Genomic DNA, 24,267 nt, shown 5'->3' with positions numbered 1-24,267 from the left:
AACGTCATGTCGAGCAGCAGCACAGCCCTCTCCTTCGATCCGGCGCTTCTGAGCCGGCTCCTCGGCGTCGAAGCAGGCGCGGCACCGCCACAGCAGCGCACGGAGGACATTCACACGCCCTTCCCGCTGACGGAGATCCAGCGCGGCTACCTGCTCGGCCGCGATCCGTCGCTGCCGCTCGGCGGCGCGGCCTGCCAGTTCTACTACGAGCTGGATTGCGAGACGCTCGACATCACGCGCTACCGGGCGGCATGGGGCATCGTGATGGCGCGCCACCCGATGCTGCGCGCCCGCATCCTCGACGCGACGCGCCAGGAGATCGCTGAAACCATACCCGCACTGGAGATCGTCGTGCGCGATCTGAGCGACGACGAGGCGCGGGACGCGACGATGGACGCCATTCGCCGGCGTCTCGCGCGCGCCCTTCCGGCGGAGGACCGCTGGCCGATGATCGATGTGGAGCTCAGCCTCCTGCCGGCCGGCCGCGTGCGTGTCCATCTGCGCTTCGACCTCCTGATTGCCGACCAGCAGAGCATCCTCATCCTTCTCGACGAAGTGGCCCGCTTCTACCGCGATCCGGACCTTCACCTGCCCACGCCCGACATCACCTTCCGCGACTGCGTGCTCAGCGAGCCGGACGAGGCCGATCTCACCCGCGCCCACCGCTATTGGCGGGAGCGCGCGGAAAGCCTGCCGGATGCGCCGGCCCTGCCGGTGATCGCGCCCCCGAACGAGGCCGGCACGCCGGTCTACGACCGCCTCTCGCACACCATCGACAAAACGCGGTGGGACCGTCTCAAGGCCACGGCGGCGACGCTCGGCGTCACGCCCTCGACCGTGCTGCTCTCGCTGTTCGGCGAAGCGCTCTGCGCCTTCGCGGCCGACCCGCATTTCTGCCTCAACATGACGCTCTTCAACCGGCCGCCGATCCACCCGCATGTCGATCGCGTGGTCGGCGATTTCACCACCAACATGCTGTTCGAGGCCGATCTCCGGCAGGCCGAGACCCGGCGCGCCCGCTTTACCCGGCTCCAGGCGCTGCTCTGGCGCGGCATGGAGCACAGCCTCGTCAGCGGCACGGCCGTCACCCGCGAAATGGCTTTAGCGCGCGGCCATCTCGACCGCCCCCTGATGCCCGTCGTCTTCACCAGCACGCTGACGCAGAACGACACGCGCCTGTTTTCCGATGCCGCCGCCCAGCCGGGCCGGCCGGTGCTGGCCCTTTCCCAGACGCCGCAGGTCATGCTCGACAACCAGGTGATGGAATGGTCCGGCGCGCTGACGATCAATTGGGACATCGCCGTCAACGTGCTGGACATCGCCGTCGCCCGGCCGCTCTTCGACCGCTTCGTCACCCTGGTCGAAGCCGTCGCCGACGATCCGGCCATGCTGGAGGAGACGGTGGGCGGACGCGCCGACCCGTCCGAAGCGCTGATCGCCCCGGCGATCGTATCACAAGCCGAGCGGCGCGAGCGGCTCGCCGACCTGTGGCTGCGCGCCCTGCCGGACGCGATGGAGCGGCCCGCCGTCGCCACATCGGGCATGGTGCTGACCCATGCGGCGCTCGCCCGGCAGGTGGCGGGAATCGCGAACGCTCTCGTCGTCGCCGGCATCGGCCGCGGCAAGACGGTGGCGATCCGCCTCGAAAAATCGCCGGAACAGATCGCCGCCTGCCTCGCCGTCACGCTCGTCGGCGGCATCTATGTGCCGTTGGACACGGCCCAGCCGCTCGCCCGCCAGGCTCGCATCCTCGAAGATCTCGCACCGGCCGCCATGCTGGAGCGCGGTGCGACTCCCGACGCCCTTGCAACCTGCGCGCCGGCCGCGACGATCGACCTTTCCCGTCTTGGCGAAGGCGACCCCGCGCTGCTGCATCGCCTTGCCGGTGCGCAGCCGGATGATCCCGCCTACATCATCTACACGTCCGGCTCGACCGGGAATCCCAAGGGCGTGACGGTGACGCATGCGGCCGCCGTGAACACGATCGCGGATGTCAGCCGGCGCTTCGGCATCGGCGGCGCGGATTGCGTGCTCGGCATTTCGCAGCTTCACTTCGACCTTTCGGTCTACGACATTTTCGGCGTACTCGGCGCCGGCGGCACGCTCGTCCTGCCCGATCCCGCCGAACAGCAGAACCCCGCCCATTGGCACGCACTCGCGACCCGCCATGGCGTGACGCTCTGGAACAGCGTTCCCGGGCTCTTTTCGCTCTATGTCGACTATCACGAGGTCGCAGGCATCGCGCCGCCGCCGGCGCTGAAGACGGTGATGCTGAGCGGCGACTGGATCGGCCTCGACCTGCCGGGCCGCGCCCGCCGGCTCTGGCCGGACGCCGCACAATACAGCCTCGGCGGCGCGACGGAGGCGGCGATCTGGTCGATCTTCCATGCCATCGATGAGGTCGACCCGGCCTGGACGAGCATTCCCTACGGCCGGGCGCTCGGCCGCCAGCAGGTCTTCGTCCTCGACGGCGACCTCGCCATCGCGCCGATCGGCCATACCGGCGATCTCTACATCGCCGGCGACGGGCTCGCGCTCGGCTATCTCAACGATGCGGAAAAGACGGCCGCACACTTCTTCCCCCATCCGCGCACGGGCCTCGCCCTCTACCGGACGGGCGATCTCGGCGCCTATGGCCCCGACGGCGCGATCATCTTCCAGGGACGCGCCGACGCGCAGGTGAAGATCAACGGTTTTCGCGTGGAGCCTGGCGAGGTGGCGCGCGCCCTGCAGCGGCATCCGGATGTCGAGGAGGCGCAGGTGCTCGCCGTGGGCGATCCGCGCCGGCCGCGGCTCGTCGCCTTCTTCCGGCCGGCCCGGGCAAAAGTCGAGGAGACAGGGCTTGCGGCCCACCTCGCCGAGGAGCTGCCCGCCTACATGGTTCCCGCCGCGTTCAAGGCCGTCGACGCCTGGCCGCTCACGCCGAACGGCAAGCTCGACCGCAAGGCGCTCCTCGCCCTCGTCGCGCAGGAGCCCGAGGCCGCCCCTTCACGACATCGGTCGTCATCGGGCGAAGGGGTCGAGCGGGCTGTGCTGGAGATGGTCGCCGCGATCCTCCAGCGCCCCGCCGTCTCGCTCGACGACAATCTGGTCCATCTCGGGGCCTCGTCGCTCGAACTGATCGCGCTCGCCAACCGCATCGAGGCCTTCGCCGGCGCGCGACCTCCGCTGACGGACCTCGCCCGCGCCGTACGCCTGCCGGACCTCGTCGCCCTGGTGCAGGCGCTGGCGCCGCAAGGGGCGGCGCAGCCCGCCGAGCTCGTCGCCGGAGCCGCGGCCTTGCGCGCCCACCTTTCCCGCAACCCGGTTCTCACCGACCCGGTCGCCCGTCGCCTCTTCAAGAGCCGCCCCCGCCCGGTTGCCGCCGCCGAAGCGCCGGTCTTGCTGTCCGGGGCAGCCGAGCCGCCCGCCGCGGCGGCACGACGCAGCTGGCGCGATTTCATCGACCGTCCGCTGACGGCCGACGAGCTTTCCACCCTGCTCGCCCCGCTTCGCCGCCACTACAGGGATGGCGAGGAGCGCCGGCTCTACGCCTCGGCCGGCGGGCTCTATCCCGTCGGAACCTATCTCGCCGTTCCGCCGGGCGGGATCGAGGACCTCGCGCCGGGCGGCTATCGCTACGACCCGCAGGCGCACGCCCTATCGCCCTGCACGGCGCCGGACGGTTTTGCGGACCTCGCGCTGCTCAGCTCCGGAAGCCGCGAGACGCTGGCCGCAAGCCGCCTCGTCCTCTGCTTCGTGCTGTCGCTGGAGGCGATCGCGCCGCTCTACGACGCCGCGAGCCTCGGCTTCGGGCTCATCGAATGCGGGGCAATGTGCCAGGCGCTCGAACAGCAGGCCGTCGGCCGGCCGTTCGGCCTTTGCCAGATCGGCGACCTGCCGCTCGACGAGATGGGCCGCCGCTTCGCCCTCTCGCCGGACCATGTCTGCCTGCATGCCATGGCCGCCGGCGCGCTGGAGCCGCAGGCGCGCGAGCACTGGCTTTCCGCGACGACCGCCTATGCCCAGGACATGACGGAGGGCACGCTATGAGCCTCACGCAGCTTCTCGACGAGCTCGAACGCCACCGCATCCACCTCTGGGTCGAGGAGGGCCAGCTGCGCTTTCGCGCGCCCGCCGGCGCGATGACCGCCACCCTCAAGGCGAAGGTCGCGGAACAGAAGCAGGCGCTGCTCCAACGGCTGTCGACCGCCGCCGGTGCAGAGGCCGATCGCTTCGCGCCCTTCCCGCAGACGCCGATCCAGCAGGCCTATCTCGTCGGCCGCACCGGCGCGCTCGACCTCGGCGGCGTCTCCGCCAACAGCTATCTCGAATTCGAGCACGACGCCGTCGACTTCAGCCATGCCGACGCCTGCCTCAACGCGGTGATCGCGCGCCATGACATGCTGCGCACCGTCCTCCTGCCGGACGGCCTGCAAGCCGTGCTCGAAAGCGTGCCCGACTACACCGTGCCCGTCACGGACCTGCGCGCCCTGCCGGCGGAGGAGCAGGACCGCCGCCTTGCCGCGCTGCGCGAGGAGATCGGCGAACGGGTGCGCGATCCCTTCGCCTGGCCGCTCTTCGAGCTGCACTGGGTGCGCATCGACGGCGGCCTGCGGCTTCTCTCCTGCGTCGATCTCATCGCGCTCGACGCCTGGAGCAGCCAGCTCTTCCACCGGGAATGGTTCGCGCTGATCGACGGCGAGACGCTTGCACCCCCGCCCGCCATCCGCTTCCGCGACTGCGTGCTCTGCGGCGAGGATGCCGCGCGGAAAGCGGCCTCCCGGGACTATTGGAGCCGCGAACTGGACCTTCTGCCGCCCGCGCCCCGCCTGCCCGCCAGCCGGTCCGGCGGTCGCCCGGGCCGTTTCCGCCGCCGCGCCGGCCATCTCGACCAGACCCGCTGGAGCGCCCTGAAGGTGGCGTGCAAGGGCCTGGGCGTCACGCCCACCGGCCTTCTCGCCACGCTCTTCGCCAATGTGCTCTCCACCTGGAGCCGCAACGAGGACGTGGCCCTCAACGTCACGCTGTTCAACCGGCCGCCGATCCATCCGGATATCCGGCATGTGCTCGGCGAGTTCACCAACACGACGCTGCTCGGTTTTGCGGATATGGACGCCTCCCTCGCCGACCAGGTCCGCGCGACGCAGCAGCGGCTTCTGGAACGGCTGGAGCACAGCGCGGTCTCCGGCGTCGATCTCCTGCGCGACCTCGCCCGCCGCCGGCAGGATTATTCCGGTTCGCTCATGCCCGTCGTCTTCACCAGCCTTCTGATCGGCGAGGAGACGGACGGCGCGAAGGACGGACGGTGGCGGCAGGTCGCCGGCATCAGCCAGACGCCCCAGGTCGCCCTCGACCACCAGCTCTACGAGGAACGCGGCGGCCTCAGCTTCAACTGGGACATCGCCGAAGCCGCCCTCGACCTCGACGCGGCCACGGCCGCCTTCGAGCGCTATGTCGAAACCATCGTCGCGCTCGCCGACGATCCGGACCGGTGGAACCGCGCCGTCTCGCGCCGGCTCCCCGCCGGCCAGGCCGCCACGCGCTCCGCGCTCCATCACCCGCCCGCAATTCCGCTCGATGGCAGCCTCGATATCTCCGCGCCCTTCTGGGAGGGGCTCGAAACCCATTGGGACCGCGATGCGCTGCTGTGGAGCGGCGGACGCATGACCTACGGCGCGCTCGCCGCCCGGGCGGCGGATCTCGCCCGCCGGCTGCGCGAAGCCGGCGCCGGGCCGGGCGAACGCGTCGCCGTCCGGTTGCCAAAGGGGCCGCTGCAGGTCGTCGCCGTGCTGGCGATCCATCATGCAGGGGCGGTCTATGTGCCGGTCGCGCCGGACCTTCCGCCCGCCCGGGCAGAGGCCATGCTGCGGCAGGTCGCGCCCGTCGCCCGGATTCTCGATGCCGACGACGGGGCGGCGAACACGATCGTCGTCAGCCTCGACGACCCGGTTCCGGAGCTTTCGCCCGCCCGGGCGCCGGAGGGACGGGCAAAGGCCGACAGCGCGCGAGCGGCCTATGTCATCTTCACCTCCGGTTCGACCGGCATGCCCAAGGGCGTCACCATGTCCCACGGCGCGGTCGCCAACACGTTGGACGACATGGCGCGCCGCTTCGGCATGACCCCGCGGGACCGCGTCTTCGCGCTCTCCTCGCTCAGCTTCGACCTTTCGGTCTACGACATCTTCGCGCCGCTTTCCGCGGGCGCGGCCGTCGTGCTGCCGGATGCCGGCGCGGAGCGCGACCCGGCGCACTGGAGCGCCATGCTCTCCCAGCATGGTGTCACCATCTGGAATTCCGTGCCGATGCTGCTGGACATGCTGCTCGTCTGGTCCGCCAGCATGGCGGCCCCCCTGCCATCCTCGCTCCGCCTCGCGCTCGTCAGCGGCGACTGGGTGCCGCTCGATCTGCCTGGCCGGCTTTCCGCCGCCGCGCCGGAAACGCGGCTGATCGCGCTCGGCGGGGCGACCGAGGCCGCCATCTGGTCGAACTGGCAGGAAGCCGGCACCGTCGCACCGGAGTGGAAATCGGTGCCCTACGGCCGACCCCTCGCGAACCAGTATTTTCGCGTGCTCGACCGCTACGGCGCCGATCGCCCGGATCGCGTCGCAGGCCAGCTGTATATCGGCGGGCATGGCCTCGCCGACGACTATTGGGGCGACGGAGAAAAAACAGCTGCCGCCTTCGTCACCGCCGCCGACACGGGCGAACGCCTTTACCGAACGGGCGATCTCGGCTGCTTCTGGGAGGATGGAACGCTGGAATTCCTCGGGCGCGAGGACGGCCAGGTCAAGATCGGCGGACATCGCGTCGAACTCGGCGACGTCACCCACGCGCTCGAAAGCCACCCGGATGTGGCGCGTGCCGTCGCGCTGGTGCAGGAGGCCGCCGGCGGCCGGCAGATCGTCGCCCATGTCGCGGCGCGGGCCGTTGGCGCGCTTACCGAGGCAGCGCTGCGGGAACATTGCCGCGCGCTGCTACCGGCCTACATGGTCCCCGCCCGCTTCGGCGTCCATGCGGCCCTGCCGCTCTCGGCCAACGGCAAGATCGACCCGAAGGCGCTGCCCGCCTTCTCCAGCCAGAAGCCGAAAGCCGCCACGGCCGCTACGAGCCCCGTGCGAAAAATCCTCGAAGCGGTGATCGGCCGTCGGGGGCTTCCCGCCGACGTCAACTTCTTCGAACTCGGGGCCACGTCGATCCGGCTCGTCGAGGCGCATGCGCGGCTTCGCCGGGAGCTCGGCGTCGACCTGCCGGTGACCGACCTCTTCGTGCACACGACGATCGCCGCGCTGGAAGCCCACATGACCACCCTTCCCCCGCTTTCCGAGAGCGCCGCCACGGAGACCGCCTGATGCAACACACACCCGCCGCCCGCATCGCGGCAGATGCCGCCGTCACCGAAACGCTGCCCGCGGCCGGCCTTCACGGCCGGACCGTCTACGTTTCGCCGACCACAAGAATGATCGGCCACGGCATCGCGCTCAGCGCGCGGCCCGCCGGCGAGGATTTGCGCGAGACGGTCGCGCGCCTGCTCGCGACCGCCCGGAGCGAAGGTTTTCCGCCGGTCGTCGTCGGCGCGATCCCCTTCGATACGCAATCGCCCGCCAGCCTCTATGTGCCGGAACGCCTGGAGCGGCCGGGCCGGCCTGTTCCGCTCGCCGCGACGCCGGGCGAGGCGCCCGCGATCGTCGACGTCCGCCAGACCCCCTCGCCGTCCGGCTACCGGGATGCGGTGGCCCGCGGCCTTGCCCGCATCCGCCAGACGCACCTGAAGAAGCTGGTGCTCGCCCGCCGTCTCGAACTGGAGCTCGATGCGGCGCCGGACCTTGCCGGCCTGCTGGCGACGCTGATGCGGCGCCATCCGGGAAGCTTCGTCTACGGCGTGCCGCTCGACGCCGGCAACGGCGAGGATGCGGGCGTGCTGCTGGGCGCAAGTCCCGAGCTGCTGGTGCGCAAGGCCGGCGACCGGGTTTTCGCAAATCCGCTCGCCGGCACGATCGCCGCCGATCCGGATCGGCTGCGCAACGCCCGCAACATCGCCCGCCTGCTCGCCTCCGCGAAGGACCGCCAGGAGCACGCCTATACCAGCCGCGCCGTCGGCGACACGCTCCGCCCCTTCTGCAGGAGCCTCGACGTTCCCGAAACCCCGAGCGTGCTCGCCGCCGGTCCCGTCAATCACCTCTCGACCGTCATCACCGGCGAACTCGCCTCGCCCGGCGTGACCGCGCTCGACCTCGCCCTCGCGCTCCATCCGACGCCGGCCGTGGGCGGCGCGCCGACCGCCGAGGCGCTGGCGGCCATCGCGGATATCGAGGGGTTCGATCGCGGCCTCTATGCCGGGATGGTCGGCTGGTGCGACGAGAATGGCGACGGCGAATGGGCGGTGACACTCCGCTGCGCGGAAATCCGCGGCCGCCGCGTCCGCCTCTTCGCCGGCGCCGGCATCGTCGAGGGCTCGGACCCGGAGGCGGAGTACCGGGAAACAGAAACCAAGCTGAAAACCATGCTCCAGGCTCTCGGCCTGGAACCGTCCGCCGCCGGAAAGGCGCGGGCAGAAAGGTAGACCATGCTCCAGGAAACGGCCCAAGATCTTTCGGTGGACGCGCCGACCTGGCCGGAAACGTTTCGCGCACGCTATGTTCGCGAGGGTTTCTGGCAGGCGGAAACCTTTTCCGGCATGCTCGACCGCATCGCCGACCGCCATGCCGGCAAGACGGCGCTGATCGAGAGCGGCCGGCATGTCACCTACGAAGACCTTCGACGGCGCGCGGGCGCGCTTGCGGCCGGCCTTCGCCGCCTCGGCCTTCAAAAAGGCGACCGCGCCGTCGTGCAGATGCCGAACGGCATCGCCTTCGTCGAAGTCGTCTTCGCGCTCCTGCGCCTCGGCGTCGTTCCGGTTCTGGCGCTGCCCTCGCACCGCCATATCGAGATCGGCCGCTTCCTCGACTTCACCGAGGCCCGCGCCTACTTCATCGCCGACCGCGCCGGCGGCTTCGACTACCGGGCGCTCGCCCACGAGCTGCTTCCGGGCCTGCCGGCGCTCCGCCATGTGATCGTCGACGGCGAGGCCGAAGCCTTCACCGCGCTTTCCGGGCTCTTCGAGGACGCCGCGGTCGATGACGCCGCCCAGCCCGAGGATGTCGCGGTCTTCCAGATTTCCGGCGGCACGACCGGTGTGCCGAAGCTCATTCCGCGCCGGCACAACGAATATCTCTACAACATCCGCACCGCCGCCGCCGCAAGCGGCATGGCGGAGGACACCGTCTATCTCTGCGCGTTGCCCGTCGCCCACAATTTCCCCTTCGCCTGCCCCGGCATCATGGGAACCTTCGTCAGCGGCGGCACGGTCGTCATCGCCCCCGATCCCGACCCGAGGACGGCCTTCGCCCTCATCGCGGCGCATGGCGTGACGCTCACCTCGCTCGTGCCGCCCCTCGCCCTGCTCTGGATGGAGGCCGCCGGTGCGCCTGACGCCGACATATCGAGCCTCAGAACCCTGCAGGTGGGCGGCGCGAAGCTCAGCGAGGAAGCCGCGCGGCGCGTGCGCCCGCGCCTCGGCTGCGGCCTTCAGCAGGTCTTCGGCATGGCAGAGGGCCTGATCTGCTATACCGGCCTTGACGACGACGAGGAGACGATCGTCACCACCCAGGGCAGGCCCATGTCGCCGGCGGATGAAATCCGTGTGGTCGATGCCGAGGGCCGGGACGTCGCGCCCGGCGAGCCGGGCGAACTCCTGACGCGCGGGCCCTACACGATCCGCGGCTACTACAAGATCCCCGAGCACAATGAGAAAGCCTTCACGCCGGACGGCTTTTACCGCACCGGCGACATCGTGCGCCTGACGTCCGCCGGCTATCTCGTGCTCTCCGGCCGCGAGAAGGACCAGATCAACCGGGGTGGCGAAAAACTCTCGCCCGAGGAGGTGGAGAACCTGCTGCTTGCCCATGGAGACGTGCACGACGCGGCCGTCGTCGGCCTGCCGGACGAAACGCTCGGCGAACGCATCTGCGCCTTCGTGATCCCCCGGACCGGCGGGCTGAAACCGCTCGCCCTCATCCGGCATCTGAAGGCGCGGGGCCTCGCCGCGTTCAAGATGCCCGACCAGTTCGTCTTCATCGAGCGGTTCCCGGAAACCGGGATCGGCAAGGTGAGCAAGAAGGACCTGCGCGAACGGCTGAAGCAGCTTCACCTTTCCGCCGGCCTCGACAACGGAGATTGACGCGTGCCCTCAGCGAAAGACCTCGGCCTGCGCGCCGAAACGCCCGCGGACTGCCAGGACCTCGGCGACATCCGCCAGGCGATCGACACGATCGACCGCGCGCTCGTCGACCTGTTCGGCCTGCGCATGGGATACGTATTGGAGGCGGCCCGCTTCAAGCCTGACGTCGCCAGCATACCGGCGCCCGAGCGCGTTGCGGCCATGCTGCCCGAACGGCGGCGCTGGGCAGAGGAAAACGGGCTCGACCCGGATTTCATCGTGCCGCTTTTCAGCCAGATCATCCAGTGGTTCATTCAACAGCAGATCCATCATTGGGAACAGAAGAACGCGCCCCGGCGCGAGGCGGAGTAGGACATGGCGGAGCCCGCACTTGCCCGCAGCCGGCATGAAACGGCTGCCGAAACCATGGCGCTCGAGCTGCACCGGCTCGTCGCGGAAGAGCTTGGCGCCGAGCCGGAGGAATTCGGCACCGATGAAAACCTCATCGAACTCGGCCTCACCTCGATCGCCCTGATGCGTCTGCAAAGCCGTCTCTCGGCGGACGGCGCAACGCTCTCCTTCAGCACCCTGGTGGCGACACCGACCGTCGAAGCCTGGGCTGCCCTGGCGGCGGAGGCGCAGCATGGCGCCGGGAGCATGGCCGCGCAGCAACCGGCCGGCCCGGCCGCCGACACCGGCCCGTTCCCGCTCACCGACATCCAGCGTGCCTACTGGCTCGGCCGGGATCCGCATTTCGAGCTCGGCGGCGTCGCCGCCCATGGCTACATCGAGGCGCTGACGCGCGATCTTGACGTCGAGCGGCTGGAGGCGGCCCTCAACGCCACCATCGCCGCCCATCCGATGCTGCGCGCGGTCATCGACACCGACGGGATGCAGCGCGTGCTCGACGAGGTGCCGCGCCTTGCCATCGGGCAGACTGACCTCAGCGACCTTGCCGCGGAGGAACGGGAGCGGCGCCTCTCGGCGCTTCGGGCGGACATGGAGCAGGAGGTGCTGCCCGCCGACCGCTGGCCGCTCTATCGCGTCCACGCGACGCGGCTTTCACCACACGAAACCATCCTGCATCTCAGCTTCGACATCCTCGTCTTCGACCTGAAATCCCTGGAAATCTGGCTTGCGGAATGGCGCGCACGCTATGAGAACCAGGCCGTCGCCCTCCCCCGGCCGGCGGCGTCATTCCGCGAGCACGCCCTCGCGCGCGAAGCGGAGGCGAGGTCGCAGGAAGCCGCCCGCGCGCGGCGATACTGGCAGGATCGGGCCGCCCATCTGCCGCTCGGCCCGGACCTGCCGCTCGCCCGACCGGTCGAGGCGATCGACGCGCCACGTTTCGCCCGTGAGCAGCGTGTCCTTTCGCAGGCTGCGTGGCGACGCCTGCAGGACAAGATCCGCAGCCGGGGCATCACGCCCTCGGCGGCCCTGCTGGCCGCCTATGCACGCGTGCTCGCCCTGTGGAGCGGGAGCGGCGCCTTCACCCTGACGACGACACTCTTCAACCGCCCGCTGTCCGGCCCCTCCTATGACGGCGTGATCGGCGACTTCACATCGCTGACGCTGGTCGAGATCGACACGCTCGCCCCCGCCTCCTTCGCCGCTCTTGCCCACGCGACGCAGGAGCAGCTCTGGCGCGATCTCGACAACAGCGCCGTCAGCGGCGTCGAAGCGCTGTCGATGGTGGCGGCGGCCCGCAATACGCCCGGCCGGGCACTGATGCCCTATGTCTTCACCAGCGCGCTCGGAACGGGAAAAAGCTATCTCGACGCCTTCTCCGGCTTCGGCGAAATCGTGCGCGCCGCGGTGCAGACGCCGCAGACCCTGCTGGACCATCAGGTGCTGGAGCACGAGGGCAACCTCGTCCTCAACTGGGATTATGTCGACGCGGCTTACCCGGAAGGCCTGATGGCAATGATCGCCGACCGTCACCTGTCCCTGCTGGAGACGCTCGCCGCGGAAGACGGCACCTGGAACACCGCCATCCTCTCCCTGCCGGAAGAGCAGGCGGCGCGGCGGATAGCGGTGAATGCAACGGCCTGGCATGCGGGCACGGACGCCGTGTTGCTGCACGATCCTTTCCTGCGCCAGGCGCAGGCGCAGCCGGATGCGATCGCGGTCATCGACGAAGAGCGCAGCCTGACCTATGGCGAACTCGACAGGGCCAGCAACCGCCTTGCGGGCCAGATCGCCGCCGCCGGCGCGATGCCCGGCCCACCCATCGCCGTGCTCCTACCGAAGGGCTGGCGGCAGGTGGTCGCCGTGCTGGGCATCCTCAAGGCGGGCGCAGCCTACATGCCCGTCGATCCCGCTCTTCCCCGCAAGAGGATCGAGACATTGCTTGCGGAAAGCGGCGCGACGCTGGCGCTGATACCCGCCGATGCAGCCGATGGTGACCTTCTCGTCCCCATGATCGTGGTGGACGATCCTTTATTGTCGGAGGCTGGCGCCGAGGAGGTCATCCCGCCACAGGCGGCCGCGGATGATCTCGCCTATGTCATCTTCACATCAGGCTCGACGGGCAAGCCAAAGGGCGTCGCGATCCAGCATGGCGCGGCGCTCAACACCGTGCTCGACATCAATGCGCGCTACGGCGTCACGGCCGCCGATCGCTGCCTTATGGTGTCCTCGCTCAGCTTCGACCTGTCGGTCTACGACATTTTCGGCATGCTCGCCGCCGGCGGCGCGATCGTCATTCCGCCGGCCGCCCCCGCGCCGGATCCCGATTGCTGGCTGCGCCTTCTCGAAGAAGCCGGCGTGACCCTCTGGAGCAGCGTGCCGGCGCTCCTGCAATTGCTGCACGACCGGCTCGCCGACCGCGGCACGCTCGCAATGCTCTCCCGATTGCGGCTCGTCATGCTCTCCGGCGACTGGCTGCCCCTGCCGCTCTGCCGTTCGCTCCTCAAGCTTCCCCGGCCGCCGAAACTGGTGTCGCTCGGCGGCGCGACGGAGGCCTCCATCTGGTCGATCGCCCACGAGGTCGAGCGCATCGAGCCGGGCTGGAAAAGCGTGCCCTACGGTAGGCCGCTCGCCAACCAGACGATCCACGTGCTCGACGAATCCCTTGCCGAGCGCCCCGACTTCGCCATCGGGGAAATCTTCATCGGCGGCGTGGGCCTCGCGCTCGGTTACTGGCGGGACGAGGAGAAGACAAACGCCCGCTTCATCCGCCATCCCCGCACGGGCGAACGCCTCTACCGCACGGGCGATTTCGGCCGCTGGCAGCCGGACGGCGTGGTCGAATTTCTGGGCCGGCGCGACGGCCAGGTGAAGGTCAACGGCCTGCGCGTCGAACTTGGCGAGATCGAAACACTCATCGCCGCCGATCCGGCGGTGCGGCAGGCAGCCGTCGTCGCGGTGCGCGGCGCGGGAACCGGCGACAGCCTTGCCGCTTTCCTCACCCTCGGTGGCAGCGCGGCCTACCGCGAGGAAACGTTGCTCGCCGCGCTGCGCGATCACTTGCCCGCCGCCCTTGTTCCCTCCACCTTCATCGTGCTCGACCGGATGCCGTTGACCGCCAACGGAAAGCGTGACGGCGCGGCGCTGGAACAGCGCGCCCGCGAAGCCGCGGCAGGCACGTGCGCGCCTCCCGCACGGCCGCTCTCCGATATCGAGAAGCAGGTCTGCGATCTCTGGAAGGATCTCCTGGGACGGCCGATCGAATCCCTCGACACCAGCTTCTTCCTCGTCGGCGGCAACTCGCTCCTCGCCACGCGGCTCGCGGGACGTCTTTCCCAGCTCTTCGAACAACCGGTTTCAGTGATCCGGATCTTCGAGCATCCGACCGTCGCCGGCCAGGCTCGCCTCTTCGCGCCTTCCTCGGCCGAAGTGCCGCATCAGCCGGAGAACGGCCCGCGGCGGGTGCGAAACCACCGGCAGAAAAAGAACGGGAGAATGGACGTTAGCGCGTAGCCGGCCGGACAGGCTTGCTGGCGATCTCGGTGGACCGAATACCTTACTGCTTGAAGAACCGGAACGCAGCAGATGCTCCGGCCACGACGGTCAGCACCCGCACGATGTGATGCAGCACCACGAACGGCACATCGACGTTCAATGAAAGCGCGATAAAGCTCATCTCCGCGACGCCGCCCGGTGAATAGGCAAGCACATAGGCGATGAAACGATCGCCGCCAGCAAGGGAGAGCACCGAGGAAAACGCGGCCGTGCAGAGCAGCATCACAAAAGTCGCGCCGGCCGACAGGAGCATGGACTGAAGCACGATCCGTGGCGAAGCCCCTGCGAAGCGGCAGCCGATCGTCGCGCCGATGACGACCTGGGCGCCGGCAAGGGCTGCCGCCGGCAGCTCGAAATCCGTCAGTCCCGTCAGATGGAACACGGCGCTGGCAAGCATCGGCCCGACGAGAAAACGCGCCGGCAGCCGCAACAGGCTTGCAAGCACGGCGCCGCCGATGACGGCAGCCAGGAACCAGAGGATATCGTCGACCGCGACCGTTGCCGAAGCCGCGGACACCGTTGCCGTGCGATCGATGTCAAAACCGGTAAGGGCCTCGATCAGGAACGGGAGCGCCAGGACGACCAGGAAAATCCGCGCGGCATGGATCAGCGCGATCATGCGCTCATCCCCGCCCCTTTCCGAGCCGAGCGTGATCATCTCGACAAGGCCGCCCGGCATCGCGGAAAAATAGGCCGTCACGGGATCGAGCCGGGCGATGCGGCGAAAATAGACGAAGGCCAGCGCACCCGTGATCGCGATGAAGGCGACGAGGCCGAGAAGCGAAACGATCCAGGCTGCGGCATGCCGGAAAATCTCCGGCGAGAAGGACGTGCCGAGCACGGCCCCGATCACCGCCGTCATCGGCGGCCGCGCATGTTTCGGCAGGGACACCGGGACATGCAGGAACGCAGAAAGCGCGGTCGCCAGCATCGCCCCGAGCAACCAGGCAAGCGGCATGTGCGCCAGCCACAGCAGGAAGCCTCCTGCCGTGGCGATGGCAAGCGTCAACGCAAACCGCGCCGCCGAGCTGGCTGCCTCCCTGCACCTCACGGATGGCGTCCCCCCCCTCAATAGCCGCCGAAGACGGCTTTCAGTTCCGCGACGTTTTCCGGGGAGAGCAAACGCGTGGGTGCATTGCGCAGCAGAACGAGCAGCCTGGCGGTTTCCTCCAGCTCCTCGGCGGCATAGACCGTGGAGACGATGTCCCTGCCGGCAACGACGGGACCATGATTGGCAAGGAGGACAGCGGCATGGCGGCCGCCAAGCTCCCGTATCATCTCGCCCATCCGCTCGTCGCCCGGCCTGACATAGGGCAGCAGCTTCACCTTGCCGACACGCATGACGACATAGGGCGTGAGCGGCGGGATGCAATCGTCCGGGTCGGTATCGCTGAGGCACGACAGGGCGGTCGCGAAGGTCGAGTGCAGGTGCACCACCGCCCCTGTCTGCGGCCGCGTTTCGTAGAACGCCTGGTGCAGGAACACCTCCTTCGAGGGCTTGTCGCCACTGATGTGGTTGCCGCTTCGGTCGAGTTTCGAGATTCGCGCCGGGTCGAGGAAGCCGAGACACGAATTCGTCGGGGTCATCAGGATCCCGTCCTCGACCACGGCGCTGATATTGCCGGCGGAGCCGACGGAGAAGCCGCGGTCGAACAGTGATTTCGAAAGACGGACGATCTCCTCGCGAACCTTGTTTTCCGCACTCATCTGCCTGCAAGCCTTTCCAATGCCTTGGTGAAGAAATCGGGCGTACCGAAATTGCCGGACTTGAGCGCCAGCGCCACGGGCTCATCGCCGCCCGACAAGAGCACCGGCACACCGGGGTCGATCTCGGCCCCGATGGTCAGCGCGCCAAGGTCGAGCGCCGAAACGACGGCGCCGGACGTCTCACCGCCGGCGACGACGAGCCGGCGGATGCCGGCCTTGACCAGTTCCCGCGCCGTGCTGGCGAAGAGGCCGTCGAGCGCGGCGGCAACCATCTCCCGCCCGAAGCGCGCCTGGACGGCCTGGACCTCACCGGGCGTGCCCGAGGAGTAGACCAGCGGCGCCCTGCCCCGGTTCGCAAGCAGGAAGGAAGTGAGGTCCGCGGCGGTGACCGAACCGTCCAGGACGCCGGCGACGTCGATGGCAAGCGCCGGATGGTCCTTGCGGTGGATGTCGACCTGTTCGCGCGTTGCGCCGGAGCAGCTTCCGGCGAGAATGGCTTCCGGCCCGTCCATGCCGATCACCGCCGCTCCCGTGCCCGCGGCAAGGCCGCGCTCGATGAAGTTGGCGGCAAGGCCGATGGCGATGCCCGAACCGCCGGTGACGAGGCGGCACGATGCCGTAGCGCGGCCGATCGCGACGAGGTCGTCGTCCGTGATGGCGTCGACGATGACGAGGGTGTTGTCCTGCTCCCACAAGGCGGTCTCTATACCGGCAGGACCTTCACGGACGGTTGCGATATCGACATGGCCGACGCCGCCCGTCGTCTGGAGCCGTAGCCAGCGGCGGATATCGGCGTCCGTCATCGGGTTGAGCGGATGGTTCTGCAGGCCGGAATCGTTGAGGAGCCTGTCCTTCACGAAGAGATGGCCCTGATAGACCGTCCGGCCGGCGCCGGGAAACGCCGGGCAGGCGACGACGCCCTTGACATCCAAGGCCCTGGCAAGCGCCTCGGCCACCGGGCCGATATTGCCTTGCGGCGTTGAATCGAAGGTCGAGCAATATTTGAAGACGATCTGCTCGCAGCCCTGGCCGAGCAGCCAGCGCAGGGCGGCAAGCGACTGCTCCACGGCAGCGGCGGCTTCGATCGACCGGCTCTTCAAGGCGATGACGCCCGCCTCGACATCGGCCTCGGCCTTGCCATGGGGAATGCCGAGATATTGCACCGTGCGAAGACCGCCCTCGCCCGGCAAGCCCTTGGCGAGCGTGTTCGCGATGTCGCTCGCCCCGGTGAAATCGTCTGCAATCACGCCAAGCAGCATGGAACGGATACTCCCAAAATCAGGCAGCGCCGAGAAGGCGCTTCAGTTTGTCGATGGCGGCGTCCGGGCTCGAAAGGACCGGGATGTCCGTCGCCGCCCGCACGGCCGGCACGGCGCGCGCCGTGGAAAAATGCGCAAGCACGATGCTGTCGAAGCCCTTGAGACCCGCCGCGGCCGCGGCGACAAGGCGGTTGTGGGTTTCGACATCGCCAGCCCGTACGGCCTCGATCGCGTGCTCCACAAGGAAGCTCTCCAGGGTGGCGGTCGGGTCGATCCGCGCCGCCTCCTCGGCAAACTCCGCCTCCATGCCCTCCCGCGCCGGCGGGAAGGTGTAGAGCATGGCCGTCCGGCCGCCCTTGCGGATGGCGGCCTCGAACATCGCCTCGTTCGGCTTCAGCACCGGGATATCGACGGTCGCCGCCGCCTGCTCGATGGCCCGGCCGAAGGCCGAGCAGGTGAAGAGCACGGCGGCGCTGCCGATCTGCTTCGCATAGTGCGTCAGCGCCGTGATGCGGGCCGTCAACGCCTCGGTGATATCGCTACTTTTCGCCCGGTCGGGCGAGAGGCTGTCTTCGAGCAGGTTGACCATGTCGGCCTCCGGCCAGGCGGAGGCGAAGGCCTGTCTGATCGGCTCCATGGCGATCGGCGTCGCATGGACGAGGGTTATGCGGGGCTGTTGCGACATTCCATTCCCTTTGAAAGGAGCGGCCGCCCGCGGCGGGCCTTCGCCGGGGTAATTCCGTGAAATCCGGTTCGCCGGAACTGCCCCGGCATCTTGTTTCTACCGCATCGTCCGATGCCGAAACGATGCCGCTTCGGCTGGAAAGGCGCTAGCGCTGGCCTGCCGAGAACACCCACACGCTTTCGGAGGGAATGCGCGCCCAGACCGTGCCGGTCGAAAGCTGCTTTGCGCCATGCGCCTTGGCGACGAAGTCGCCGCGTCGCAGGCGATATTCCCAGCGGTCGCCGAGATAGATGCTGTCGTCGAGGTTCATCTCCAGCCCGCCGGCCTGCGGCTGGTCGCTGACGCTGATCTGCTCGACACGGATGACCGCCCGCGCATCCTCCGATGCGGCCAGCCCCGAGGCCTCGCGCACCGTCCCGTCAAGGCTCCAGTTCTCGCCACCGATGATGGCGCTCTTGCCGTCGACCGACTTGACCTTCGCCTTGACGATGTTGTTGGCGCCCAGGAAGTCCGCCGAATAGAAGCTGTTCGGGTTGGAATAGATCTCCTGCGGCCCGCCCTGCTGGACGATCCGGCCATCCTGCAGGAGGAGGATGTTGTCGGCGGCGGCAAGCGCCTCGCTCTGGTCGTGCGTCACGAGGATGGCGCAGATTTCGAGGTCGAGGATCAGCTTGCGGATCCAGTAGCGGGCTTCCTCGCGCAGCTTCGCATCGAGGTTGGAAAGCGGCTCGTCGAGCAGAAGCACGCGCGGCTCATAGACCAGCGCCCGGCAGATCGCGACGCGCTGCTGCTGGCCGCCCGAAAGCTGGGAGGGAAAGCGGTCGGCCAGATGGCCAAGCCCCATGCGGTCCAAGATCGCCTGGACGCGCTTTTCGATATCGGCCTGCGTCACGCCGCGCAGCTTCAGGCCGTAGCCGACGTTCTCCTTCACCGTCCGGTGCGGCCAGAGCGCGTAGGACTGGAAGACGAGGCCGATATTGCGCTGCTCGGGCGGCAGGGCGATCTTCGTCTCGCCGTCGAGCACGGTCTTGCCGCCGATGACGATCTGGCCGATTTCCGGCTGTTCGAGCCCGGCGATACAGCGCAGCAGCGTGGTCTTGCCGCTACCCGAGGCGCCGAGCAGGGCGACGATGGAGCCGCGCTGCGCCGTGAAGGACGCGCCCTTGAGGATCTGCAGGCCGCCCAGCCATTTCTGGACATTGCTGACGACGAGTTCAGTCATGGATTTTTGCTCCCAAACGAAGGGCGAGCGCAAGGCCTGCGCCCGTCAAGACGATGCTGATGAGGGAAAGGGCGGCGATCGTGTTCATGGCGCCGGTCTGGAGAAGCGAGACCATCAGCGAACCGATGACTTCCGTGCCCGCGCCCATGAGGTAGACGCCCGTCGCATATTCGCGAAGGAAGATGATCATGATCAGCGCCCAGGCGCCGGCAAGGCCGGGCCTTACGATCGGGATCACCACGTCCTTCCAGGTCCGGCCGATCGTGGCGCCCGTGGTGCGGGCGGATTCCTCAAGCTCCGGTGCGACCTGGATGAGCGTGCCCTGCAGGAGGCGCAGACCATAGGACAGGCCGACGACGACATAGGCGATGAAGAGGCTGACCAGCGTCGGGCGCAAGGGCGTCAGCAGCGGCACGAACAGGAAGACCCAGAAGAAGGCAAGGCCGATGACAAGTCCGGGCAGGGCGCGCGGCAGGAGCACGATGTAGTCGAGCACCGTGTTCGACAGGCCCCAGTTGCGATGCCCCGCAAGACCGACCATCAGGTAGATGCCGACCGCGACGGCGCCGCCGACCACGGAGAGGAGCACGGTATTGACGATGCCGCGCACCAGGCTCGGAACTTCCAGCATGCGGTCGAAATTCGCGAACGTGAGATGGTCGAGCAGATTGACGCCTTCGCCCCAGGCATCGACGAAGGCGCGCACGGCGATACCCCCGATCGGCAGGGCGACGGAGACGAAGAGCCAGAAGCCGATGATCGAAAGCGCGATGGCCTGACCGCTCCCGCCGAGTTTCAGCGTGGCGACGCGAGCGCCCTTGCCGCCCATCGCGGCATATTTGCGGGCATTGCGCAAAAGCGTGCGCTGCATCCAGACGAGCGGCAGCGTGATGAGGATGAGCACCACGGCGACGACGGCCATCAGCTGATAGGTCGGCGTGCCGAACAGCGTGGTGAGCTTGTAGATGTAGGTGGTGAGCACCATGATGCCGTTCGGATCGCCGAGGACCAGCGGGATGCCGAAGGTCTCGAAGCCGAGCAGGATGTTGAGCGCGGCGGCGAAGATCAGCGCCGGCAGCACCATGGGCAGCGTGACGTCGCGCGAGACCTGCCAGATGGACGCGCCGGTGGTGCGGGCGGCCTCCTCCAGGTCCGACGGCAGGTTGCGCATGGCCGAGGAGACATAGAGATAGACATGCGGCACATGGCTGAGGCCGGCAATCAGGATCATGCCCGGCAGGCTGTAGATGTTCCACGGCACGAAGCCGAGGATGCCGCGGACGAAGAGCGAGACGAAGCCCGTCGGGCCGACGGACACCGTATAGCCGAAGGCCAGCACGATGGACGAGATGAACATCGGCACGAGCACGAGGATTTCGAGCAGGCGCCTGCCCCTGATGTCCGTCCGCGTGATCAGGAAGGCCAGCAGGCCGCCGAGCGGCACGGCAATCGCGACCATGCCGAAGGAGAAGATGGCGGTGGTGCCGAGCGCCTTGTAGAAATTCCTGTCGGTGAAGACGTATTTGTAGGCGTCGAGACCGAATTGAGCGCGCGGGCTGAAGAAGGCCGCCGTCAGGAAGCTCTGGTAGACGATCAGGCCGACAGGCGCCAAAACGGCGATTGCCAGAAGGCCGATGACGACGCGCCGGTAAAGGCTGGCATTGCCGTGCCGCGGCATCCTGGCCGGATACTTCTTCTCGGCCGCGGCTTTCGCCAGGGCGAGCGCAGCCGGTGCTTGTGTATGGGTGGACATTCTATGCCTCTCGCAAACGGTGGCGGAGCCGCGGCGCTATCTGAGCGCCGCGGCCGGCTGAGCATCAGCGGCCGAGGGCGGCCTTCCAGTCGTTGAGGAACTGGACGCGCTTCGTCGGCTCCATGTATTCGAGCACGCCTTCATCGACCGCGATCGGCTTCAGGCCGCCGCCGACGCGCTCGTTCAGCGTCTGGATGTTGAGGCCGGCGGTCACGTCGTCACGCACGGACGGCAGGCCGCCTTCGGCGAGAAGCGACTGCCCCTCGGCCGAGAGCATGAAGTCGACGAAGAGCTTGGCGGCGTTCGGATGCGGGGCATCCTTGGTGATCAGGGCGAGGCGCGAAAAGGCCGGCGTGTAGTCGCTTGCGAAATGCACGCCGAGATTCGGGCTTTCCTTCACCCAGTCGAGCGCATAGGAGCCGATGATGTTGATGGCGATGACGTTTTCGCCCGATACCACCGTTTCCTTCATGCCACCGGAGCTGGAATAGATCTTCGCGCCGTCCTCGCCCATGGCCTTGGCGAGATCCCAGAAGTCCGATCGGTTGCGGGCATCGTTCGAGTGGTGCAGGAAGCCCGAACCGCTCTTTTCCGGGTCGAAGGTCGCGACCTTGCCCTGAAGCTCGGCCTTGTTGTCCTTGAGGAAGGCGATCATGTCGGCATAGGTCTTCGGAAGCTTGTCTTCCGACAGTGCCTTGGTGTTGTAGATCACGCCGACCGGCTCGACGGTCGTGCCGAACAGCATGTTCTTGTAATTGGCCCATGCCGGCAGGTGGCCGGTTTCCGGCGAGGCATATTCGGCCGCATAACCTTCCTGGACAAGCGTCATCTGCAGGTCCATGGCGGAACTCCAGACCACGTCGGCCGTCGTCTGGCCGGCGGCGGCTTCCGAGATCACCTGGTTGTAGGCACCGTTCGTTCCGAGGTCGTTATAGGCGATCTTGATGCCGTATTTCTTGGTGAAGGCATCCTGCAGCTTCTGCGACTGGGCGGCATCGGTCGAGGTGTAGACCGAGACGGTGCCTTCCTCCTTTGCCGCGGCGATGACGTCGGCATAGCCGGCCGGATAACCGGCGGGAACGTCCTGTGCGAATGCGGCGGCGGCGAAGGCGGTCATGAGCGCCGTGCCGACGGCGAAGACGGCCGAGCGGGCGGATATTGTGTAATTCATCTCTCATCTCCCAAAAGATTGGCCCGCGCTTCGGAGCGGCCGGGCACGTCATGCGAGGGCCACTCCCTGCCCCCGCCTCCTCATGCTTTGCATTTTGGATTTTAAAAAATCAAAATGCAAATGCTCTTCTCAGGCACTGGCACGTTTCCGCTCGCCGCCGCCCGCCCGAACCGCGCCCGCGACAAGCGAACCGAAGGTATCGGTGTTGGTGGTCCCGCCGAGATCGCGGGTGCGGGACGCCGGATCGGCGAGAACCTCGTCGACGGCCCGTTCGATTTCCGCGCCGGCCGCCTCGAAATGCGCCAGGCCGCGCTGCTCGCCGAGCCAGCTCAGCATCATCGCCGCGGAAAGGATGAGCGAGGTGGGGTTGGCGATGTTGCGGTTCTGGATGTCGGGTGCGGAGCCATGCTGGGCCTGGGCGCAGACGAGGCCGGTCTCGGCATTGGCATTGATCGAGCCGGCAAGGCCGAGGCTGCCCGAAAGCTCGCTGGCGAGATCCGACAGGATGTCGGAATAGAAGTTCGTCGCGACGATCACGTCGAAGCGCGAGGGGTCGCGCACCAGATGGGCGGCCATCGCGTCGATGATGAAATCGTCGAGCGTCACGTCGGGGAACTCGGCGGCGACCTTTCGCACCTGCTGCAGGAACAGGCCGTCCGTCAGGATGAAGTTGTTGGCCTTGTGGACCGCGGTTACCTTCCTGTTGCGCTTCATGGCGAGCAGGAAGGCCTGGCGGGCAATGCGTTCGCAGGCGGACGCCGTGATCTTGCGCACCGAGAGCGCCACATCCGGCGTCGGCATGAATTCACCCGTGCCGGCATACATGTTGCGGTCGGGATAGAACCCTTCCGTCGCCTCGCGCATGATCACGAGGTCCATCTTCTTGGCATCGTTGAGGAACGGGCGCGAACGCGCCGGGCGGACATTGGCATAGAGGTCGAGCTTGACACGGAAGCCGGCCGAAACGTTCACGCCGCCCTTGTCGCGGGCGGGATAATCCATGTGCGACTGCGGTCCCAGGATGATGCCGTCGAAGGTGCGCGCGCGCTCGATCGTCTCGTCGCGCAGCGTCGTGCCGAACTTTTCCAGGCTCGTGAAGCCGGTGTCCTCGAAGTGGTATTCGAGGCCCAGACCGAACGCCGCATCGGCGACCTTCAGGACCTCCATGGTTGCCGCTGTGATCTCCGGACCGATCCCATCACACGGCGTCACGAATATTTTCATCAGATATCTCCCATGAGGCGACGAGCGAAATCGCCGCTCTGCGTCACGGGGAGATTATTGGCTTTTTAAATCTAAAAATGCAATCACTATTTTTCGAGATTGTCTTTTTCATGCGCCTGGTGCGACCAGGACCAGGTAATGGGCGACTTCTTGGAGAGTGCACCGCCGAGGTGCCGGCGCATCGCGTAGGAAGCCTCCACGACCTCACCGCGCTCCAGAAGATCAAGGATTTCGAGGTGTTCCCGGCACTGGCGCACGGTGCGGCTGCGGTCGACGCGCGAGCGGTATTCCAGCAGGCGCCGCATGCGGTTCACGCGCACGAGCGAGATGTGGAAGAAGGGATTGTTGGCCATCTTGATCAACTCCTCATGGAAGAGCGCGCCATTGTGCAGGAGGCGCTCGGCCGGCAGCCGCTCGATGTCCGTGTCCAGCATGCGGCTCTGGATCCGGCGCTGCTCGTCGATGATCTTGCGGTCGAGCCGGAATTCGGGTTCCAGCATCGCGGCCGGTTCGATCAGCATGCGGAAGCGGTAGATCTGCTCGAAGGCCTCCGGCGTCTTGGCGACCGGCAGGAAGCGCCAGCCGTAGCCCTGCTTGCGCTCGGCCCAGCCCTCGCGGGTCGCACGCATCAGGATGTCGTTGAGTTGCGACTTGGTGAGCTCATAGCGCTCGCGCAGCATCTGTTCGGTGACTTCGGCGGGAATGCGGTCCGTCAGCCAATCCTCCGCCAGCCGCTGGTAGTCGTTGGCGACCTCGAAGGGTCCGGTATCGTCACGCACCTGCTCGACGACACCGCTCGCCGCCTCGCGGACGAAGAAGCCGCGGTTTTCCTTCTGCTCCAGCAGCCCCTGGCTTGCCAGCATGTCCATGGCCTCGCGCACCGGCGAGCGGGACACGCCGAAACGGTCCGCCAGCTGCTGCGTCTTCAGGTGATCGCCCACCGAAAGCTCGCCGGATGTGACGAGAAGCGTGATTTCGTTCGCGATGGTCTGGGCGAGCTGGCTGGAGCGCATGGATACCGTCCGGTCTTCTGAAGCAATCGGCTGGAGGTTATTCCATGCTGCGGGCAAAGGAAACAAGAGGCGGGATTCTTTGCATATATACCG

15 protein-coding genes are annotated in these 24,267 nt (G+C 67.7%); 6 read left to right on the top strand and 9 right to left on the bottom strand.

Annotation, left to right across the window (positions count from 1 at the left end; all coding sequences use genetic code 11):
- Nucleotides 1-6 precede the first annotated feature (6 nt).
- Genes AABQ55_RS28510 through AABQ55_RS28485 form a run of 6 tightly spaced genes read left to right on the top strand, consistent with a single transcriptional unit; the run spans nucleotide 7 to nucleotide 14,098 of the window.
- Nucleotides 7-4,032, top strand: coding sequence for a non-ribosomal peptide synthetase (locus AABQ55_RS28510; RefSeq protein WP_272808173.1), 4,026 nt, complete (start codon nucleotides 7-9; stop codon nucleotides 4,030-4,032).
- Nucleotides 4,029-7,331, top strand: a complete 3,303-nt coding sequence (locus AABQ55_RS28505) for a non-ribosomal peptide synthetase (RefSeq protein WP_272808174.1) — start codon at nucleotides 4,029-4,031, stop codon at nucleotides 7,329-7,331. Before AABQ55_RS28510 ends, AABQ55_RS28505 begins: the two co-directional genes overlap by 4 nt.
- Nucleotides 7,331-8,542, top strand: a complete 1,212-nt coding sequence (locus AABQ55_RS28500; RefSeq protein ID WP_272808175.1) for an isochorismate synthase — start codon at nucleotides 7,331-7,333, stop codon at nucleotides 8,540-8,542. The genes AABQ55_RS28505 and AABQ55_RS28500 overlap by 1 nt, the downstream gene beginning before the upstream one ends.
- 3 nt (nucleotides 8,543-8,545) lie before the next feature.
- Nucleotides 8,546-10,198, top strand: coding sequence for a (2,3-dihydroxybenzoyl)adenylate synthase (locus tag AABQ55_RS28495; protein WP_272808176.1), 1,653 nt, complete (start codon nucleotides 8,546-8,548; stop codon nucleotides 10,196-10,198).
- A gap of 3 nt (nucleotides 10,199-10,201) precedes the next feature.
- Nucleotides 10,202-10,549: an isochorismate lyase gene (locus AABQ55_RS28490; protein WP_272808177.1), complete on the top strand. Its 348-nt coding sequence runs from the start codon at nucleotides 10,202-10,204 to the stop codon at nucleotides 10,547-10,549.
- Between the two features lie 3 nt (nucleotides 10,550-10,552).
- On the top strand, nucleotides 10,553-14,098 hold the full coding sequence (locus AABQ55_RS28485; protein WP_272808178.1) for an amino acid adenylation domain-containing protein: 3,546 nt from the start codon (nucleotides 10,553-10,555) through the stop codon (nucleotides 14,096-14,098).
- Nucleotides 14,099-14,141: 43 nt separating this feature from the next.
- On the opposite strand, the gene AABQ55_RS28480 is transcribed toward AABQ55_RS28485, so the two are convergent.
- From AABQ55_RS28480 to AABQ55_RS28440, 9 genes are all read right to left on the bottom strand, one after another.
- Entirely contained in the window at nucleotides 14,142-15,149 is a 1,008-nt protein-coding gene (locus tag AABQ55_RS28480) for an AbrB family transcriptional regulator (protein WP_272808179.1), read from the bottom strand.
- A 59-nt stretch (nucleotides 15,150-15,208) separates the two neighbouring features.
- A complete protein-coding gene (gene otnC, locus AABQ55_RS28475) occupies nucleotides 15,209-15,847 on the bottom strand; it encodes a 3-oxo-tetronate 4-phosphate decarboxylase (RefSeq protein ID WP_272808180.1) in 639 nt (212 codons plus the stop codon).
- Nucleotides 15,844-17,106: a 3-oxo-tetronate kinase gene (gene otnK / locus AABQ55_RS28470; protein WP_272808181.1), complete on the bottom strand. Its 1,263-nt coding sequence runs from the start codon at nucleotides 17,104-17,106 to the stop codon at nucleotides 15,844-15,846. Before otnK ends, otnC begins: the two co-directional genes overlap by 4 nt.
- A 19-nt stretch (nucleotides 17,107-17,125) precedes the next feature.
- Complete coding sequence (locus tag AABQ55_RS28465; RefSeq protein ID WP_272808182.1) at nucleotides 17,126-17,791, bottom strand: arylsulfatase; 666 nt, start codon at nucleotides 17,789-17,791, stop codon at nucleotides 17,126-17,128.
- 145 nt (nucleotides 17,792-17,936) lie between these two features.
- Complete coding sequence (locus AABQ55_RS28460) at nucleotides 17,937-19,013, bottom strand: ABC transporter ATP-binding protein (RefSeq protein ID WP_272808183.1); 1,077 nt, start codon at nucleotides 19,011-19,013, stop codon at nucleotides 17,937-17,939.
- Nucleotides 19,006-20,766, bottom strand: a complete 1,761-nt coding sequence (locus tag AABQ55_RS28455) for an ABC transporter permease (RefSeq protein WP_272808184.1) — start codon at nucleotides 20,764-20,766, stop codon at nucleotides 19,006-19,008. The genes AABQ55_RS28460 and AABQ55_RS28455 overlap by 8 nt, the downstream gene beginning before the upstream one ends.
- A 64-nt stretch (nucleotides 20,767-20,830) precedes the next feature.
- A complete protein-coding gene (locus AABQ55_RS28450) occupies nucleotides 20,831-21,937 on the bottom strand; it encodes an ABC transporter substrate-binding protein (protein ID WP_272808185.1) in 1,107 nt (368 codons plus the stop codon).
- A 129-nt stretch (nucleotides 21,938-22,066) separates the two neighbouring features.
- A complete protein-coding gene (locus AABQ55_RS28445) occupies nucleotides 22,067-23,161 on the bottom strand; it encodes an isocitrate/isopropylmalate dehydrogenase family protein (RefSeq protein WP_272808186.1) in 1,095 nt (364 codons plus the stop codon).
- Nucleotides 23,162-23,247: 86 nt separating this feature from the next.
- Entirely contained in the window at nucleotides 23,248-24,174 is a 927-nt protein-coding gene (locus AABQ55_RS28440) for a GntR family transcriptional regulator (RefSeq protein WP_272808187.1), read from the bottom strand.
- Nucleotides 24,175-24,267 lie beyond the last annotated feature (93 nt).

Origin of the sequence: Shinella sp. WSD5-1, assembly GCF_963942435.1 — a bacterium.
In the GTDB taxonomy this organism is placed as follows: domain Bacteria; phylum Pseudomonadota; class Alphaproteobacteria; order Rhizobiales; family Rhizobiaceae; genus Shinella; species Shinella yambaruensis.
Note: the sequence above shows the minus strand (reverse complement) of the source record. Positions and strands in the feature narration are given on the sequence as shown.

Coding starts and splice junctions, on each gene's coding strand:
- AABQ55_RS28510 (WP_272808173.1), top strand. CDS start 7: ATGTCGAGCAGCAGCACAGCCCTCTCCTTCGATCCGGCGCTTCTGAGC.
- AABQ55_RS28505 (WP_272808174.1), top strand. CDS start 4,029: ATGAGCCTCACGCAGCTTCTCGACGAGCTCGAACGCCACCGCATCCAC.
- AABQ55_RS28500 (WP_272808175.1), top strand. CDS start 7,331: ATGCAACACACACCCGCCGCCCGCATCGCGGCAGATGCCGCCGTCACC.
- AABQ55_RS28495 (WP_272808176.1), top strand. CDS start 8,546: ATGCTCCAGGAAACGGCCCAAGATCTTTCGGTGGACGCGCCGACCTGG.
- AABQ55_RS28485 (WP_272808178.1), top strand. CDS start 10,553: ATGGCGGAGCCCGCACTTGCCCGCAGCCGGCATGAAACGGCTGCCGAA.
- otnC (WP_272808180.1), bottom strand. CDS start 15,847: ATGAGTGCGGAAAACAAGGTTCGCGAGGAGATCGTCCGTCTTTCGAAA.
- otnK (WP_272808181.1), bottom strand. CDS start 17,106: ATGCTGCTTGGCGTGATTGCAGACGATTTCACCGGGGCGAGCGACATC.
- AABQ55_RS28465 (WP_272808182.1), bottom strand. CDS start 17,791: ATGTCGCAACAGCCCCGCATAACCCTCGTCCATGCGACGCCGATCGCC.
- AABQ55_RS28460 (WP_272808183.1), bottom strand. CDS start 19,013: ATGACTGAACTCGTCGTCAGCAATGTCCAGAAATGGCTGGGCGGCCTG.
- AABQ55_RS28455 (WP_272808184.1), bottom strand. CDS start 20,766: ATGTCCACCCATACACAAGCACCGGCTGCGCTCGCCCTGGCGAAAGCC.
- AABQ55_RS28450 (WP_272808185.1), bottom strand. CDS start 21,937: ATGAATTACACAATATCCGCCCGCTCGGCCGTCTTCGCCGTCGGCACG.
- AABQ55_RS28445 (WP_272808186.1), bottom strand. CDS start 23,161: ATGAAAATATTCGTGACGCCGTGTGATGGGATCGGTCCGGAGATCACA.
- AABQ55_RS28440 (WP_272808187.1), bottom strand. CDS start 24,174: ATGCGCTCCAGCCAGCTCGCCCAGACCATCGCGAACGAAATCACGCTT.